The 17,159-nt window shown below is 61.6% G+C and carries 17 protein-coding genes; 6 read left to right on the top strand and 11 right to left on the bottom strand.

What is annotated here, in order from left to right:
• Window positions 1-161: 161 nt before the first annotated feature.
• Window positions 162-890, bottom strand: a complete 729-nt coding sequence (locus tag CXR25_RS15045; RefSeq protein ID WP_125188190.1) for a 4'-phosphopantetheinyl transferase family protein — start codon at window positions 888-890, stop codon at window positions 162-164.
• 333 nt (window positions 891-1,223) lie between these two features.
• A complete protein-coding gene (locus tag CXR25_RS15035) occupies window positions 1,224-1,697 on the bottom strand; it encodes a DUF2505 family protein (protein WP_083248826.1) in 474 nt (157 codons plus the stop codon).
• 176 nt (window positions 1,698-1,873) lie between these two features.
• Here CXR25_RS15035 and CXR25_RS15030 point away from each other — a divergent pair, with 176 nt between their 5' ends.
• The 6 genes from CXR25_RS15030 to CXR25_RS15005 all read left to right on the top strand — a co-directional run bounded on the left by CXR25_RS15030 (window position 1,874) and on the right by CXR25_RS15005 (window position 9,093).
• Entirely contained in the window at window positions 1,874-3,406 is a 1,533-nt protein-coding gene (locus CXR25_RS15030) for a DUF2867 domain-containing protein (RefSeq protein ID WP_335622113.1), read from the top strand.
• A 63-nt stretch (window positions 3,407-3,469) separates the two neighbouring features.
• Entirely contained in the window at window positions 3,470-3,829 is a 360-nt protein-coding gene (locus CXR25_RS15025; RefSeq protein ID WP_069600789.1) for a hypothetical protein, read from the top strand.
• A 107-nt stretch (window positions 3,830-3,936) separates the two neighbouring features.
• A protein-coding gene (locus CXR25_RS15020) for an IS5 family transposase (protein WP_236850497.1) occupies window positions 3,937-4,849 on the top strand; the annotation gives its coding sequence in 2 pieces (ribosomal slippage) (window positions 3,937-4,308 and window positions 4,310-4,849; 912 coding nt in all).
• Window positions 4,850-4,942: 93 nt separating this feature from the next.
• Window positions 4,943-6,448, top strand: a complete 1,506-nt coding sequence (locus CXR25_RS15015) for an SDR family oxidoreductase (RefSeq protein WP_206430637.1) — start codon at window positions 4,943-4,945, stop codon at window positions 6,446-6,448.
• Between the two features lie 162 nt (window positions 6,449-6,610).
• Window positions 6,611-7,510: a squalene/phytoene synthase family protein gene (locus CXR25_RS15010; protein WP_101620188.1), complete on the top strand. Its 900-nt coding sequence runs from the start codon at window positions 6,611-6,613 to the stop codon at window positions 7,508-7,510.
• Window positions 7,507-9,093, top strand: coding sequence for a phytoene desaturase (locus tag CXR25_RS15005; protein ID WP_125240770.1), 1,587 nt, complete (start codon window positions 7,507-7,509; stop codon window positions 9,091-9,093). Before CXR25_RS15010 ends, CXR25_RS15005 begins: the two co-directional genes overlap by 4 nt.
• Before the next feature lie 26 nt (window positions 9,094-9,119).
• Here CXR25_RS15005 and CXR25_RS15000 read toward each other — a convergent pair whose 3' ends face one another.
• The 9 genes from CXR25_RS15000 to idi form a co-directional block, all read right to left on the bottom strand.
• Window positions 9,120-9,932: an SDR family oxidoreductase gene (locus CXR25_RS15000; RefSeq protein WP_125240769.1), complete on the bottom strand. Its 813-nt coding sequence runs from the start codon at window positions 9,930-9,932 to the stop codon at window positions 9,120-9,122.
• Window positions 9,933-9,998: 66 nt separating this feature from the next.
• On the bottom strand, window positions 9,999-11,462 hold the full coding sequence (locus CXR25_RS14995) for a cryptochrome/photolyase family protein (protein ID WP_125240768.1): 1,464 nt from the start codon (window positions 11,460-11,462) through the stop codon (window positions 9,999-10,001).
• The gene (locus CXR25_RS14990; protein WP_125188178.1) at window positions 11,462-11,980 is read right to left on the bottom strand and encodes a TspO/MBR family protein; all 519 of its coding nucleotides are present in this window, start codon (window positions 11,978-11,980) and stop codon (window positions 11,462-11,464) included. Before CXR25_RS14990 ends, CXR25_RS14995 begins: the two co-directional genes overlap by 1 nt.
• Before the next feature lie 46 nt (window positions 11,981-12,026).
• Complete coding sequence (locus CXR25_RS14985) at window positions 12,027-13,580, bottom strand: FAD-dependent oxidoreductase (RefSeq protein WP_125240767.1); 1,554 nt, start codon at window positions 13,578-13,580, stop codon at window positions 12,027-12,029.
• Window positions 13,577-13,900 (bottom strand): lycopene cyclase domain-containing protein, encoded by a 324-nt coding sequence (locus CXR25_RS14980; RefSeq protein ID WP_101642998.1) that lies wholly within the window; start codon window positions 13,898-13,900, stop codon window positions 13,577-13,579. Before CXR25_RS14980 ends, CXR25_RS14985 begins: the two co-directional genes overlap by 4 nt.
• Window positions 13,890-14,237 carry a lycopene cyclase domain-containing protein gene (locus CXR25_RS14975; RefSeq protein ID WP_101642996.1) on the bottom strand — a complete coding sequence of 116 codons (348 nt, stop codon included), beginning with the start codon at window positions 14,235-14,237 and terminating at the stop codon, window positions 13,890-13,892. Before CXR25_RS14975 ends, CXR25_RS14980 begins: the two co-directional genes overlap by 11 nt.
• Window positions 14,234-15,526 (bottom strand): cytochrome P450, encoded by a 1,293-nt coding sequence (locus CXR25_RS14970; RefSeq protein WP_241212347.1) that lies wholly within the window; start codon window positions 15,524-15,526, stop codon window positions 14,234-14,236. The genes CXR25_RS14975 and CXR25_RS14970 overlap by 4 nt, the downstream gene beginning before the upstream one ends.
• A complete protein-coding gene (locus tag CXR25_RS14965; protein WP_101620196.1) occupies window positions 15,523-16,587 on the bottom strand; it encodes a polyprenyl synthetase family protein in 1,065 nt (354 codons plus the stop codon). The genes CXR25_RS14970 and CXR25_RS14965 overlap by 4 nt, the downstream gene beginning before the upstream one ends.
• A complete protein-coding gene (idi, locus tag CXR25_RS14960) occupies window positions 16,580-17,122 on the bottom strand; it encodes an isopentenyl-diphosphate Delta-isomerase (protein ID WP_101620197.1) in 543 nt (180 codons plus the stop codon). Before idi ends, CXR25_RS14965 begins: the two co-directional genes overlap by 8 nt.
• Between the last annotated feature and the right edge of the window lie 37 nt (window positions 17,123-17,159).

Below are 17,159 nucleotides of genomic sequence, written 5' to 3'. Positions count from 1 at the left end.
GGCCTAGTCGCCGCTATGCTCAGCGGCACTCCATAGCGCACACGGTCACAGTCTCGGACACAGTCGCAAGCACACTGTGAGAAGTGATTCATGGGAGCACGAACGCACGATTTCGCTGTAGTCTTCCGTGCAGTCGGAAAGCAGGGTGGCACACATCGTCGTCAGCCGATGAGAAGTTCCGACAGATCTGTTGAGATGAGAGGCAGATGGTCGGCACAGCTCAACGCGGCTGCATGAGATGGTGGACAGGGGATGATCGCCAGACTCAGCCGGTTGAGTTCGGGATGTACGGCAGCTCTGATCGATGCCGCCCAGTACTCCGAGCTGGGAGCACAGTCGGTTCGAACGACCTCGAGATCGCTGGGTTCCACACTCAGACCGTCACCGGTTGCCTTCAGAGCAGCTTCCTTGGCTGCCCAGAGCTCGATGCGTCTGCGGGTGGTGTTCGCACCGGGGGACAGGGATTCGCCTGGTGCCAGCGCATAATCGTCGAATCCCGCGAAGACTTCGCTCGGAATGCATTCGATATCGACGCCGATATGAGACGGCGAAGGCGCCGAGGCGACCGCCACCATGTCACCCGAACGTGACAGACTGAGCTCCGCCCCCGCGATCTGCGGTTTTCCGTGGGGGCCGCCGCAGCTGCGGCAGGTGCGAGTGAACCTCAGACCTGCTGCGTCTCGCGGCTCGATGCCCAGCCGTCGGGCAGCCATGAGCCGGAACAGGATATGCGCGCTCCGATAGGCAACCTTGTTCGTCGTCTGTCGAAGACGGCTCTCTTGCGCCACTTCGTCAGGCGAGAGAACGGAGTCCAGCCAGCGGTGTTCCTCACGCGCACGGCCCACCGAGCTGACATCGCAGAGCAGGTATTCGATAGTGTCCCGGGTCATCTCCTGCTGATTCTCCGGTACTGGGATACGGCAAGGGTGGAGAAGATCGCAATCACTGCCACGCAGCTGATCACCGCGTAGAGAATCGGGTTGTCTGCCGCCCAGCCCGTGCCCGAGGTGTACCCGGCCGGAGAGACATTGCCGAACAGCTCGCGGACGCTCGCCGGGAAACGTACTCATTCAGTCTAGTCGCTGGGTTTCAGTGGCATCAGGCGAATGGCAGGAAAGGGGCTCCGTAAGTCGAATTCCAGTGCTGAACTCCACCGTCAGGACTTCCCGCCTGGTTTATAGGAGGATCGCCCCATTCTGACGGCAGGTGCTTTGAGGGGTGGTCTAGAGATCCGAAAGTCTGTCGAGGCTGACGGAGATCATGTCTTTGATATGGGGCTGAGCCCCGGATTCGATCGCTTTGCCCACGAGCGGCAGGGAACAAACCGTCTCGATCACTGCGAGAACATCGGTGAAATTGTCGTCCTGACGGAGCATGGTGATTTCCACGTGGACCTCGAGGGGTGCGCCAGGGATCTCAGCGTCGATGTTGAGACTGGCAACTGCGGCCGTGTCTGCAACAGGGGCGGAACGCAGGCGCTGGATGAGTTTAGGATCAGTACCCAGAAATCGCTGTGCTGCAGTCGGCACTCCGTTGTCGGACAGAGGCGTTGATGCAGTCAGATCGAGCCCCTCAACTCGGTGGGAGTGGACCGTTAAAGTTGCTCCGTCTGTGCGCCACGTTCCCTCGTCGGCGATGCGGTCGAGAATCTCTGCCGGCCACATCGCCGCTCGGCGTTTCAAAGTCGCACGTTGCATGATGGCAAGTATCTCACGGGGCAGTTTCGTCGCGTCACGCCGAGGACAGTTTTTGATTTCAGCTGATCGTCTACTGATGCTAGTTCAATGCGCAGTCAAACGGAATCATTGGACGTAGAGGCTTACACTCTCAATATGATTGCTGAGGATGCCGTGAATCCATTTCACCATGATCGGTGCGTGCCGGAGTGACTGGAGAATCTCAGCCGGAAGGCGGCATCCCAAAAGTGCAGCACCCACGACGAGTACTGGTTCTTGGGGCAACCGGGTATGTTGGCGCACGCTTGGTCCCAAGGCTCCTGCGGGCCGGTCATGCAGTCAGTGTTGCCGTGCGCTCGCCCGAGAAGCTCGCCGAGATGCCGTGGTCGACCGACGTGACGATCTTCACGGTCGATCTCGACGATGGTGACGGTCTGGTCGAAGCGATGTCAGGTGTCGACGTCGTCTTCTACTTGGTTCATTCGATGAATTCTGGAATCGTCTTCGAGTCTCGTGAAACGCGCTCCGCCTCTCGTGTCGCTTCCGCTGCAGAATTCGCTCACGTCAATCGGATCATCTATCTCGGGGGACTTCACCCTGACTCTGGTGAACTCTCAGCGCATATGCGCTCACGAGCGCATGTTGGGCAGATATTCATCGAGGCTCCCGTCGACGCGATCGTGTTCCAAGCCGGGATCATCATAGGGGCGGGATCGGCATCATTCGAGATGATTCGACATTTGGCAACAGAATTGCGTTGGATACCTGCACCGAACTGGGTGTCGAATCGGGTTGAGCCTCTGGCGATCCGTGATGTCCTCTACTACCTGGTGTCAGCTGTTGAAGTCCTGGGTCGCGTGAATAGGTCCTTCGATATCGGATCAGGTGACGTTCTGACCTACGCCGAGGTCGTGAAGTCCTTCAGCCGAATCGCGGGTCTCAAGCCAAGGCACGTGTTCAATCTGCCGATTCCTGCACCCCTTCTGTCGGGGCTGTGGGTGGGGCTGGTCACTCCTCTGCCCTTGACGCTCACTCTGCCGCTTGTGCAGTCTTTGCAGGAAGACGCGGTTGCCGACGAACACGCCATAGACTCCCTCATACCTCCTCCTGCCGCTGGGCTCCTCACCTACGAGCAGGCAGTCGAGCTGGCGCTCTTCCGGGCAGCGGAGACGGAAGGGGCAATCGGTACGGACTGGGAGGCTGATATCGATGAACTGAGCGAAGCCGCTGACTCGCTGCCTATTGATCCGCACTGGGCAGGGAGTCAGCTGATCGAAGATGACCGAGCCTTTGTCTTTCCCGATCTTCGTGCCGATCAGCTGTGGACTATCGTTGCCAGCATCGGTTGGGAGCGCTGGTGGAATTCACAGCCTCCGGCATCAAAGCTGAGAAGACTGCAGGACCGTATCTTCGGGAGTGCCGGTCCCCGCCGTGGTCCTCGCTTTCTCACTGGTGTGAGGGAAGGCGACCCCATCGCCTGTTGGACGATTGTGGAGATGGAACCGACGTCTCGGGTGCTGCTGCGTGCAGAAATTGAACACGCGGGGGATATCTGGCTTGAATTCACTATGACGGACCAAGCAACGGGTTGCTCGTTTCGGCAGCGAGCCATGTTCAACCCGTCAGGGGTGCGAAGCAGAATCTACTGGGCAGCTGTTACGCCGCTTCGCAGGAAGATCTTTCCCCATCTGGCGCAGAACATCGCAAAGGCCGCGAGAAGATTGACATGACCGGCAGCGAGCAGTTCGCGGGCAGATTCACAATCACCTCACCACAGATGCATAATAGAACGTATGACCGAATACAGCCGGCCGGAATGGCTCTCCCGGTATCAGGACTTCAAGTCGCTGTGCTCAGACGTCTGCGGTGAGTTCATTCGCTTCTACCTCACGACAGGCTGCGACCAGATCAGCTATACGCATTCGCAGAACACTGAGGGGCTGCCGACGTATTCGTGCCGGCTCTCATCTGACGACGGCGCGGTGCTCCTGCTCCCGCTCGACGATTGGCGGGAGCGGATGGATGAAGTGCCCGAGCTGGTGCGGGCCTGGCTGGTCGAGCATTCGGATCTCAAGGGCTTCAAGCCCTCCGAGTCGCACTACCAAGGGGACCGGTACTGGTTCGAGAAATGGCAGCTTGCGAACCCGTGGTGACGCTTGCGCACTTGCCTTTCTCGTCGAGGACTCTGTTGACCTCAGGTGACCGGGATTCTAGGGCGTGTCTCCTTTATTGACCATTCCAGGACTGGCACGGTGGAGACGTGACTACACAGCAACGACACCGAGTCTTCACTGATGAGCAGTGGGAGAAGATCGAACCACTCCTGCCCTCAAACGTCGGCAAAAGAGCCCGACCGTTTGAGAACAACCGGCGAATCGTCGAAGGAATCGTCTACCGCTACCGCGCTGGCATCGCCTGGCGTGACCTGCCGCGCGAGCATTTCGGGCCGTGGCAGACAGTATGGAAACGTCACCGCCGCTACGCCGCCGACGGCACCTGGGACCGAGTCTTAGCTCGGGTGCTTTCCGATGCTGATGCTGCCGGTGACATCGATTGGAACATCTCCGTCGATGGCACCATCAATCGTGCTCACCAGCACGCGACGAACACGACACGCCTCGATCAGGACACAGGGGGCTACGTCGAATTACAAAAATCTGCCTGATTCGGAATGTGAACCCGCCGGGCACGGCATCGGTCGCTCACGTGGTGGGCTGACGACGAAGATCCATCATGCCGTCGACGGCAAAGGCCGGCCTTTGGCTGTCGTGGTCACCGGCGGACAGCGCCACGACGGGGTGATCCTGCCGCAGGTGCTGGCTGACATTCGAGTACCGCGGGTCGGCGGTGGTCGTCCTCGCACGTGTCCGGACGCTGTTCTGGCGGATCGAGCGTATGGGTCCAGAGCCAACCGCGACTATCTGCGTTCGCGTGGTATTCGGGCGGTGATCCCGGAGAAGAAAGACCAGATCGCGACTCGTAAGAAGCGCGGTAGCAAAGGTGGGCGGCCGCCGGCGTTCGACGCCGGTGTCTACCGGAACCGCAACGTGGTGGAGCGTTCGTTTGCCTACGTCAAGCAATGGCGGGGGTTAGCGACGAGATACGACAAGCTCGCCATCACCTATCGAGCGGCCGTCGTGATCAGCGCGATCCTGACATGGCTCCGCCAATAAAGGAGACATGCCCTAGTTCACGTGTGCAGTGCCGCAGTGGGTTAGTCTTGCATCACTGCAGTTCCGAGCATGATGACTCCTAAGGATTCGCGCATGGCACAATCTCATCCCGAAACCATCGTCCCCTCCCCACATCCTCGAACCGTGCTCGTGCTGGGGGCTACCGGTTACATCGGGGGACGGCTCGTCCCTCGTCTGCTCCAGGCCGGTCACCGAGTTCGTGTTGCCGTGAGGACACCGCAGAAGCTCGAGCAGGTGCCATGGGTGGATCAGGTCGAGGTCCATCGTGTTGATCTTGACGATGGGGACGGTCTCGTCGAGGCCGCCACCGGGGTCGACGTCATCCATCATCTCGTGCATTCGATGGGCTCGGGGCACGACTTCGAGAAGAAGGAGGCGGCGACGGCCCGTCGGGTCGCCGAGGCGGCCGAGGCTGCCGGGGTTCGACGCATCGTCTACCTCGGCGGGCTCCATCCCGACAAGGCGGACCTGTCCATGCACATGAGATCTCGGGCTCATGTCGGACGTATTCTCCTCGACTCGCCAGTGCCGACGATTGCGTTTCAGGCGGGCATCATCATCGGGTCGGGATCGGCTTCCTTTGAAATGGTTCGTCACCTCGCCATGACGCTGAGGCTGATGCCTGCACCGAATTGGGTCAACAACCGTGTCGAACCCCTGGCCGTGCGTGATGTCCTCTACTACCTACTCAAGGCCGTCGACCTCGATGAAGACGTCAACCGCGCCTTCGATATCGGATCACATGATGTCCACAAATACGCGGACATCATGAAGAGGTTCGGTGCAATTGCTGGCCTCAAACCCCGGCATGTCCTCGTCCTGCCGTTGCCTGCTCCGACCTTGTCGGGCATCTGGGTCGGTCTCGTCACCCCGTTGCCATTCACGTTGACCCTGCCGCTCGTCCAATCGCTGCAGGAGAACGCTGTGACCAAGGACAGCGACATCGACGAGGTCATTCCCCCTCCCCCCGATGGTCTGCTCGGCTACGAACAGTCCGTGCGCCTGGCCCTCCAGCGTGAAGCCGAGGGTGCTGTCGACACCAATTGGGCCGCCGTGGCTGGAGGACTCGACCAGGCGGCGAAGCCCTTGCCCAATGATCCCGATTGGGCAGGAGCACGCGTTTTCACCGATGATCGGACACTGCATTTTCCTGATCTGACTCCCGGACAGCTCTGGCCGGTCATTGAAGGCATTGGTGGGAAAAATGGTTGGTACTCGTGGCCGTTGGCATGGCGGGTACGGGGAGTATGGGACAAGATCGTCGGCGGTGCCGGCCTCAACCGTGGACGGCGACTACCGGACCGTCTTCGAGTCGGCGACCCCGTTGACTGGTGGCGAGTCGAAGAGCTTGAGTCGGGGCATCGGCTGCTGCTGAGAGCAGAAATGCGGGTATCTGGAAGGGCATGGCTCGAATTCACCACCAGCAAGGCCGGCCGTGGCAGCGACTTGAGGCAAAGGGCGATCTTCATCCCCAAGGGCATCCGCGGCCAGCTGTACTGGGCATTTGTCTCGCCCTTCCACCGGTTCATCTTTCCAGCCATGGCGAAGAACATCGCTCGCGCGGCAGAAAAGCCCTGACCAATCAAGGTCGCAAGCTGTTTCGTTAGCTAAGCTAGCAGTTATGTTCTTCACACACAGACGCTGCAGTGCCAGTGGTGTCAATGATGTCTCGACTCGCAGTGCCCACATTCGCCTCAACGCCGCCATGGCAGGACCCGTGACGGTCGGAGGTGCTGCACGGTGAGCAGCTCACCTACCTACGACGTATTCAGCCGTACGGCGCAACAGGCAGCCAAAGCCGTCATCTCGAACTATTCGACATCGTTCGGACTGGCTACCCGGCTGCTCGGACCTGCTCACCGTCATCACATCCGCAACATCTATGCTCTCGTCCGAATCGCCGATGAGATCGTTGACGGTCTTGCCTCCGATGCGGGCCTCGACTCGAGTGAGCAGCATGAGATGCTGGAGAACTTCGTCGCCGCGAGTCGCGCTGGACTCAGACATGGCGTCAGCGACAACCTCATCATCCACGCCTTCGCTCAGACTGCGAACGCGACGGGAATCACCGTCGATCTCATCGAACCGTTCTTCGCCTCGATGAGAGCGGATCTGGAAACACCCAGTGAGCCTTTCGCCCCGGTCCGCGGGTTCGATCAGGACGAACACCGGGCCTACGTCTACGGCTCCGCCGAGGTTGTCGGTCTCATGTGCCTCAAGGTCTTCCTGTGTGGTCAATCCCGAACCCCGGCCCAGACCGAGAAGCTCGAATACGGTGCCCGTCAGCTTGGAGCCGCATTCCAGAACATCAACTTCCTCCGCGACCTTGCCGACGACAGTCTGCGACTTGGCCGCAGCTACCTCACCGCTGAAACCCGACTCACCCAGACCGAGAAAAGCGCATGGGTGACAACGATTCGCCAGCAGCTGACCAACGCCGACGACACGATTGCACTGCTGCCAAAAGATGCCAGAGCCGCGGTGAGAAGTGCTGCGGCGCTCTTCACCGCCCTCAACGACAAGATCGCAGACATCCCCGTCGATCGTCTCTATCGGGAGCGTGTGCGCATCCCCAACGCCCTCAAAGCTCAACTCACGGCGAAAGCGCTGCTGGCCACGGCAAAGGAGAACAGGGCATGACTGAGCGCATCGGCGTCATCGGTGGAGGTGCGGCAGGACTGGCCACGGCAGCACTGTTGGCACGTGAGGGCTACAGCGTCGATCTCTTTGAACAGAACTCAACTCTGGGCGGGCGGATCGGTTCGATCGAAGAAGACGGCTATCGATTCGACACAGGGCCATCGTGGTATCTGATGCCAGAGGTCTACGAACACTTCTTCAACCTTCTCGGTACGACGGCGGCCAACGAACTCGACCTGCGCACACTCGATCCTGCCTACACCGTGTTCAGTCCCGCTTCGCAGGCTCGGCGGGAACAGTCGGTCACGATTCCTCACGGCACGGCCGAGGTCATCGACACCTTCGAGCGAATCGAACGCGGCAGCGGGGCCACCTTGGCCAAATATCTGGACTCTGCCAAGGCCACCAAAGACTTAGCGATCGACTACTTCCTGTACAACCCCTTCACCTCCCCGAAATCGATTCTCAGGGCAGAGCTGCTCACCGCGCTCCCCGCGCTGGCTCGGCTGTTGACCACCTCTCTGGAACGCCACGCCTCTCGATCGTTCCACCATCCGGTGCTGCGACAGATCCTCCAGTACCCGGCCATCTTCCTTGGCACCGACCCGAGGAAGGCGCCGGCCCTCTATCACTTGATGAGTGCCCTCGACCTCAGCGACGGAGTGCTGTACCCGATGGGAGGGTTCAGAACCATCGTCGATGCTCTGACCCGACTTGTCGAGGAATCAGGGGTGCGAGTGCACACCGATTCCACCGTCACACACATATCCACCGTGTCAGAAAGTGGCCGCCGACGGTCTGCCAACAGCATCGCATGGAAGGATCAAGACGGTCGCGAACACGAGCACGACTGTGACATCGTCGTCTCCGCCGCTGACCTCCACCACACAGAGACACAGCTCTTGGACGAGGGTGATCGCAGCTACCCTGAGAGCTGGTGGCAGAAGGTGACAAGCGGGCCAGGCGCCGTCCTGGTCTTTCTCGGAGTCGAAGGCGAAGTCCCACAGCTTCCCCACCACTCACTGTTCTTCACCGAGGACTGGTCGACGAACTTCGACGACATCTTCGGGCCGCAGCAGAAGATCTCCTCTCCGGCGTCGGCATATGTGTGCAAACCCAGTCACACCGATCCGAACGTGGCACCCTTCGACTGCGAGAATCTCTTCATCCTCATCCCGGTGCCAGCAGATGCAGGACTCGGGGCGGGGGGAGACGACGGGCGGGGAGATCCGCGAATCGAGCGTGCAGCCGACCGGGCCATCGACCAGATCGCTGAATGGGCCGACATCCCCGATCTGAGAGATCGGATCAGTTTTCGCCGGACATTGGGGCCGACGGATTTCTCCAGCAACTACAATTCGTGGCTGGGAGGGATGCTCGGGCCAGCTCACACGTTGCGCCAGAGCGCAATGTTCCGGCAGCAGAATGCCTCCAAGAAGGTGGATGGACTCTACTACGCAGGTGCGACGACGGCGCCAGGGGTGGGTGTGCCGATGTGTCTGATCAGCGCTGAGCTCGTCCTCAAACACATTCGTGGGGATTCGAGTCCGGGACCGCTGCCCGTCGCCGACACACAGGGGTAAAGACCTACTGTCGGTCGGTGACCGGCTTATGCTCCGGTGCGCAGCTGATGAGAGTATCCCTCTCGGTACGTCGGAAATTCCAAGGACCCGAGGAACTCGTGGAATCGGGTGTTGTCGAGTCTCTTTCCCTCTGCAGGTTCCGCAGAGAGGTCTGGCGGAGGCGAGACGTTGAGCTCGGATGCCAGAAATTCGACGACCTCCCCCAGCTGCACGGGGCACGAGTCCACTGCGTGCATCAGCCGTGGAGCATCAGAGCTGAAGAGAAGAGCCTCGAGCGCCCGGACCAGATCAGCATGATGGATGCGGTTGGTCCACCGTCGGTAGTTCACGGGCCGACCCGAACGGACCCCCTCGATGAGTCGAGAATTCTCCCGCCCGTAGATGCCTGCTGCCCGAATGATCGACGCGGAAGCGAAAGTGTTCCTGATGAGATTCTCGGTCTCCCAGAGAGTCCGGGCGGGACTCGAGTCAGGGTGGGGTTGGGAGTCTTCATTCGCAACAGCACCCGGCGATGAACTCCCGAGGACTCGAGTCGAGGACAGGAGGATCACACGCTCAGGCGTGGATTCCAGGACACCGATCAGGCCCTGAACCCCGCGCAGATACGTCTGTTCATAACCGTCATCGGTGTACTCATCGGGGGTGAGAGTGATCACCACTGCATCGATGTCATCGATTTTGGCCGTGCCGGGACTGGTGAGATCGACTGCGAAGGGAGCGAACGAGGCGGGAAGTGATTCAGTGTGTCGCCGCAGTCCGATGACCTCATGGCCCTTGCGCACCAGATTCAGGCCCAAACGGGTTCCGAGATCTCCGCATCCTGCCAGTAGTACTCTCATGCTCGACCTGCCATCCTGTATTCGTCGTCTGTGAGCCGGGGATCCTGTGTCGTGTGGTCCACCATGTCAGGACCCGCCGGAGTTGTCGCGGGTTGTGGACCTGTTCTTCATGTGGTCGTAGGCGCTCAGAGCTGCCTGCCGTGATTGCCTGAGATCGACGAGGGGAGGCGGAGCTGCCTCCGAAGTGTAGGGAAGCCAGTCGTCGATGTAGGCGTCGTCGGGGTCGAAGCGTTCGCGTTGTCGCTCCGGGTTGAAGACTCGGAAATACGGCGCGGCATCGGCACCGCTTCCGGCGACCCACTGCCATGAGACTGGGTTGTTGGCTTCATCGGCGTCGACGAGGGTGTCCCAGAACCACTGCTCTCCGTGCCACCAGTGCTGAAGGAGGTTCTTGGTCAGGAAGCTTGCCGTGACCATGCGGATCCGGTTGTGCATCCACCCGGTCTGCCACAGCTGTGCCATTCCCGCATCGATGAGCGGGTACCCGGTGGTCCCTGATCTCCAGTGGGAGAGAGCATCGTCATCATCTTCGTAGGGAAAGTTCTGGAACTCGGGTCTGATCGGCGCAGAGTCGATCTGGGGATAGTGGTAGGTCAGGTGCCAGGAGAACTCTCGCCAGTAGAGCTGACGGATCCATGCCGCGCGGTCGTCCTGGGTGAGCGAGCTGGTCGTCCGAGCGGCCTGGAGCAGCTGTCGCGGGGACAGTTCTCCGTGCCGCAGCCTGGGCGAGAGCCGCGAGGTACTCGCCGCGTCAGAGGGCACATCCTTGCTGGTGGTGTAGCCGTCGATGCTCGCGGACAGGTCATCGAGCTGGCCTGCGGCGGCGCGCAGGCCCGGCGACCAGTGGCCGGCGATGGTGTCCTGCCACCACCGGGGGCCTGGGGCTGCGGCGGCTTCACCCGCTCCTGTCTCTGTGCCGTCGAGGAGCCCCAGCCCGTCGAGTTCCATCACCGCCGGGCACTCACGTGCCCTGCTGAGCAGTGTCTGGCTCAGCGGTGATTGCCCGTGCGGCTTCGGCAGCACGTCACCGACATCGCGTCCGGCAACGGCCTTCCAGAACGGGGTGAAGACCTTGTAATGGTCACTGCTCTGAGGGGCAGCCGTCCACGGTTCGACGAGGAGGGACCCGGTGTGGGAATGGACCGCGAACCCCTGATCGCTCAGCACGGTCTTGATCTGGCCGTCGAGAGCCCGGGAAGCGGATGCGTAGCGGCGCGTCCAGCGAACAGCGGTGACGCCGAGGCTGCTGGCCAGCTGCACAATGATCGCTTCCGCCCGGCCCGCGGCGAAGAGCAGAGGAATGCCGAGGTCGGCGAGCTCCTCGTGGAGCACGGTCAGCGATTCGTGTGCCCACCACCGGCAAGCCCCGCCCAAGGGCCTGGGCCCCAGACCCTCCTCGTCGCGGGTCTCACGGATCCAGACGGCGATGACACGTCCATCGGCACGCGCCGCGGTGAGGGCCTCATGGTCGGCCACGCGCAGGTCGTCACGAAACCACACCAGAGTGAGGTCCTCACGGCTTGTGCTCATCAGCGACCTTCTGTCCGGGTGCAACTCAGAGATCGAGGCATCTCATCGGGATTGAGTCTGAGGATCTCTCCATTGAGGACAGTCGCGAACCCCACCCAGGCTGCATAGGGGGTGAGCATGAGCGCTGCAGCCTTGTCGACGGCAGCCGCCTTCCTCAGCAGCCTCAGCGTCGAGGCCTCTAGGATCAGGGAGTCGACCAGCGACGCATCCGGGCGACGGGCGGAGAAGAACAGCCAGCTCCATGCGACATTGACCGCCATGTTCGCGCCCAACTCACCCAGGTAGGCGCGGCGGTCCCGGCTGTCGGGCAGGCGTGTGAGCACCCGCCCGGAGGCGACTGCCGTCAACGTGTACAGGGTCGACCATGCGGGTCCGAAGACCCAGCCCGGGGGCTGCCATGCTGGTTTGGTGACATTTTTGTACCAGTCGGAGTCGACTTTCGTCCCGAATGCCCCGATTCCTGCTGCTGCAGCGCACATGGCGGCCGGAAGGAGATAGCGTTTCCACGGAGCTTTCATGAGATCCTCTCGATGATTCGCAGTGATGGTCTTCGACGGGACATGGTCATCGACGACTCCTGATGCGCCCGAGCACTCCACGCCGAAGCAGGCCTCGAGTCGGTGGTGACCACAGGTCCGTCCCCTCGACCCTCCAGGTCGAGAGCAGGTGGTTGGCCGCCAGATAGCCGGTCGTGGCGGCACGCTCCATCAAGGCCACAGGGGTGTTGCAGCGCACATAGTCTCCGGCGACCACCAGCCCGGGGATCGGGGTGGACGGCTCGGGCCTGTCCTCCCACGGGCGGGTGTCAGTGAGCCCGCAGTCTGCTTCGATGAGCAGCTCCTGGTCCACGATGGTCAGGGCTGCGGTCTCGGGGTAGACGTGATGCAGATCTGACAGCAGTCGCGCAACGATGTCCGCCCTCCCGCTCTCGGTCTCGTGTGATTCGCCTTCGAGGGCATAAGCGTGGAGTTCGAGGACCGAGCCGTGGTGGGATTCGGACCACGCTGTGGCTCCGGCCTCGAAGCGCTCAAGCACGGACACGTTGTCGAGGAGGTCGTACCCGCTTGTCCCCAGGAAGGCCGGTCGGTGGTCGGCCACGGGCGCGCCGAGCCACAGTCGCAGCACTGCGAACGCGGGAGCGTTGGTCTGTGAGCCGATCGTCTCCATCCACGGTTGGGCCGCAGGCGCGCTGTCCACGAGCGAGTCGTGGCTTGCGCTGAGCAGATTACGGGCCGCGGCGGGATCGACTGCGAGCACGACGGCATCACTTTCCAGGTTCGCTTCCCCTGTCGTGGTCGTCCATCCGGACTCGGCGGGTTCGATCGAGGTCACGGTTGTCCCCGTCTCGATCGTGACCCCCAGCGACCTTAGGTAGTCGCCCAACGGTGCCCAGAGCGCTGTGTCGTAGTCATCGACAGGGACGTCGAAGAGCAGCCCTTCCGCTGAACCGGTGAAGTAGGTATGGAACATGGCCACGAGCTCACCCGCAGAGAACTCTGTCGGGTCGGCGAAGAAGGAGCGGGCGAAGACTTCGAGCGCCAGATGGCGGGCTTCGTCGGGAAAGCGCAGCCGGTCGAGGAAGTCGGCGGCAGATTCGCCGTCATAGTAGCTGTACGTTGCGGGGAACTCGACATCGATGAGTTCGACTGCGGCAGCGATATCGACATCACGGAGTCGTCTGATCGGGAATGTGGGGCTCTGCCAGACGAAACCGAGGAGATTGAACGGCGGGGTGCGGGGGATTGAGGCGAACGTGTCCATCGAGCCTCGGCGATGGATGAGCGGGTAGTCGTCGACGGGTCGCAGGCGCTCAAGGTCTGGGTCCGCCCGGCTGAGCAGGTCGCGCAGGTTGTAGTACTGCCGGAAGAAGGCGTGGAATCCTCGGCTCATGGTCCGTTCGTCGTCGACCGGCCAGGCACCCACGCGGCCGCCGAGGTAGTCGTTCTTCTCGATGACCGTGACCTCGGCGCCGTGTTCGGCCAGGATCGCGGCTGCAGCCAGTCCGGCGATGCCGGCGCCGATGATGGTGACCCGTTTGGGTCGCAGCAGGCGCGGCCGTCCCTGCGGGCCCTGGATTCTCTCGGCGAAGCGATCTCTGGGCCGGTGTTTCGGTGTCATGGGGTGTCCTTGCGCGATCGGTTGAGTTGCCACTGCCACAGCATGAGCACGGATGTGATCATGGCGAACCCGAAACCGAAGTCTTCGATCGGGATGTCCCAGGGGAAACGCAGGTTCAGGAACTGCGACGGGTTGTACCTGACGATGGGGTCACTGAGTTTGGTCAGCCACCCATCGACCAGGCACTGGAAGGCCAGACAGATGGCCAGCGCGGCCCAGTACTGCGTCCGTCGGAAGATGCCGCTGCGGAAGACGAACACCTCGAGACCGATGACGACGATCATTCCGAGGATCGTCATGATTGTGTACTCAGGCATCATCTGCTGCAGCCTTTCTGCTCTTTTTGGCAAAGAACCTGAGCACGGTGCCCACTGCCTCGTAGCTGAGCAGGGCGCAGACCGGGATGACGATGAAGAAGACGAGCTCCTCCAGCGGCAGGTTGCCGAGGTGGATGCCGGTGACGAACTGAGGATTGTATGTCCAGTGGTCCCGGCCGATGGCGACGATGTCCCAGAGCGAGAAGACGATGACGACTGGGATGAGAGATCCGAGGAGGAGCTTCGGGCGACGATAGATCCGGGCGGAGAACAGCAGTTCGAGGGGAAGCGTGATCAGCAGACACGCGCCCATCAGCAGAAGGTATTCGAAGGAGCTCATATCGTCATTCTCATCGATGGGTGCGAATCGGCAGTCTGCAGCCGTGATCGGGTGGGTGAGGGATTCTGCCTGCTGACGCTCGCTGGCCGTGATGGGGCCATCAGGCTCAGGTCCAGGCCGCGCAGCCGGTAGCCTTCGATGACGTTGTCCCAGCTGATGGTGGGCTCTTTGAGGATGCGAGGTCGATGGGCAAGGAGCTTGTGCACCAGGGCATCGGTCTCGTAGAGAGCCAATGCCTGGCCGGGGCATTTGTGTGCTCCGTCGCTGAAGCTCATTCCTGCTGCAGGCGTTGCCCGGTTCAGGCCGCGACCGGGGCAGATCGTCTCCGGGTCAGGCCCCATCACCTGAGGGTCAGTATTGGTCTGCCGGACGCAGACGTCGATCAAGTCACCGTCGGAGATGGTGAACGAGCCGCTGTTGTCCGAGATGTCGATATCGGCTTGGGCCCGACGGTAGAGATGGCCGACGACCGGGTCGAGTCGGATGATCTCCTCGAGTATCTCCAGCCTGGCCGGCAGTGCGGCCTCGACGTACTCGCGACCCAACTCGGCGTTCGTCAGCAGATGCCAACATGCCATGGTGATGAATTCGCGGGTGGTGACCATGCCCGCTGTGCCATAGGTGACGCATTCGACGAGGATGTCGGCGGTGCCGTAACCGGCCGTCAGCAGATGGGACAGGACGTCATTGCGTTCTCGTCTGCGGCGGGACCGAATCGCCGGCCGCACATCTGCGCAGTAGAAGGAGACGATGGGAATGAGGCCGTTGATCGCCGCCTGCATCCATTGTCGGCGCGTGCGTCCCATCGCCGGGGCGGCAAGGTCGACAGGGGGCTGTCTGAAGAACCCGACCAGACGTTTGGCCATGCCCTCGATGGAGGATTCGGTCAGACCCACCACCGTGGCTGTGACGTCGACCGAATAGTGCAGTGCCACCTCGTCAAGGCGGCATCTGCCGTCCATGACCGCGTTGTCAACGACCGCTTGAGCGCGGTCGTTGATGAAATCTCCATACTTTTCCGCGACCACCGAAGGGGCGAAGAACCGAGCGACTTCTCGGCGCTGGGCATCGTGATCTTCACCGTCAGAGATCAGGATCGGGTGATGGCGAAAGTAGCCTCGTGGAATCTTCTCGGCGGTGAATCCGGCTTGGGTGGTCTGATCGCGTGCGCGCAACACTGCCCTGGCCGCATCAAAGGATCGGATTCTCCACATCTGTCCGTCATAGTCGACAGGTGGTCCGGTGTTCTCGTCATCTCTGATTGCTCTGCGCTTGGACAATGGCTTCATGCACTTCGGGAGTTGCACTCGGCGGTGAGCTGGGTGAGGTGATTGCTCAATGCTGTCGGCAGAGCAGCCTCGCGAATGAGTCGGTGCAGGTTCTCAATGCGTTGTGTGATCATCGACTCCACGAGCATGAGTGCGCCTGATTCCTCGATGACACTGCGCAGCCGATTGCCGTCGGCAATGCTCAACATCGCGTCTCCGAAGAGGGAGCGGACCTCGGCCCAGGCCGGATCGGAGCGAGCAAACGTGACCAGAAGAGTCTCCTTGCCTTCACGGAGGTCGCTGAGATTGGACTTTCCCGTCTTTCGTTCGTCGCCGAAGAGGCCGAGGACGTCGTCGCGCAGCTGGTAGATCACACCGATCTGCCTGGAGATGGCGGCCAGTTCGTCGATGAGGCTCCTGTCGGCTCCGGCCAGAACAGCGGCGATGAGCAGTGGTGCCTGAAACGAATACACGGCGGTCTTCTGGTCGATCATGGCCAGAACATCATGTGATCTCGCTTCTTCGAGATGCATGCTCAGCCACACGTCTGCGTGTTCGCCAGCCGCGCTTTCGAACACCGTGTCGTCGAAGATGTCGAGGACGGCTCGGCGTTTGGTCTCGTCGACATCGAGTCGGGCGAGGAGGGAGTGGGCGAGAGTGAGCATGAGGTCACCGGCGAGAATCGATGTTGTGTCTCCCCAGGCATCGGCCTCACTGGCCACAGCCCCGCGGGCCAGGGCCTCGGAGGCGAACTCTCCGGAGATGTTGGCCTCGCCGCGACGGATGGTGTCGTTGTCGATCACATCATCGTGGATGACCAGGGCGATGTGGAGCATCTGCATGGCGCAGGCCGCGTCAACGGCTGCCCGCTCGTCGGTGCCGCCCAGCGCGCGGTGTGCTTCGATGAGCAGTCGCGGGCGGATCAACTTTCCGCCCGTGGTCATGTGCGCCAGTGACTCCCAGAGCTGGGCGTATTGTGAGGAGAAGGCGCGAGAGCGCCTCTGCCCGTCCGCCAGGACCTGGGTGAGCCTGTCCTCGAATGAGAAGGCGATGTCATCGATGGGGTTGGCCGAGTCAGTCATCGTCTCCTGCTTCGACGATGTGGCCGGCGAGGTGCGGCGCCAGCTGGGGGAAGTGCTCGACCAGCCAGGGGCTGAATGCCCAGGGGGCCGCGTCGATCGCTGACCGCAGCTCTGAGGCGCTCGTCCACTGAGTCTGGGCCACCTCGGCGGGGTTCGGCGTCAAGTCCGATACGGCTCGGGCGATGAAGACAGGACAGTGCTCGTTCTCCTGGATTCCCGTAGCATCACGGGCAACGTAGCCGAAGTCGGCAATCGCGCAGGTGATGTCATCGACAGTCAGTCCGAGTTCGAAGCCGGCGCGACGACGGACCGCGTCTTCGAGGCTCTCACCGGGTCCGGGATGGCCGCAGAATGAGTTCGTCCAGACTCCCGGCCACGTCTTCTTCGTAAGCGCACGCCGGGTGACCAGGAGGCGACCGCGCTCGTCGACGACATGGCAAGAGAAAGCCAGGTGCCGAGGGGTGGACTGACCATGGACGTCTGCCTTGCTCTGGACACCGATGGGATCTCCGAGGTGGTCGACGAGAACAACCATTTCCACTGTTGGAACTCACTTTCGTTAGCCAGGCGAG

Source organism: Brevibacterium aurantiacum, assembly GCF_003932995.1.
In the GTDB taxonomy this organism is placed as follows: domain Bacteria; phylum Actinomycetota; class Actinomycetes; order Actinomycetales; family Brevibacteriaceae; genus Brevibacterium; species Brevibacterium aurantiacum.
Note: the sequence above shows the minus strand (reverse complement) of the source record. Positions and strands in the feature narration are given on the sequence as shown.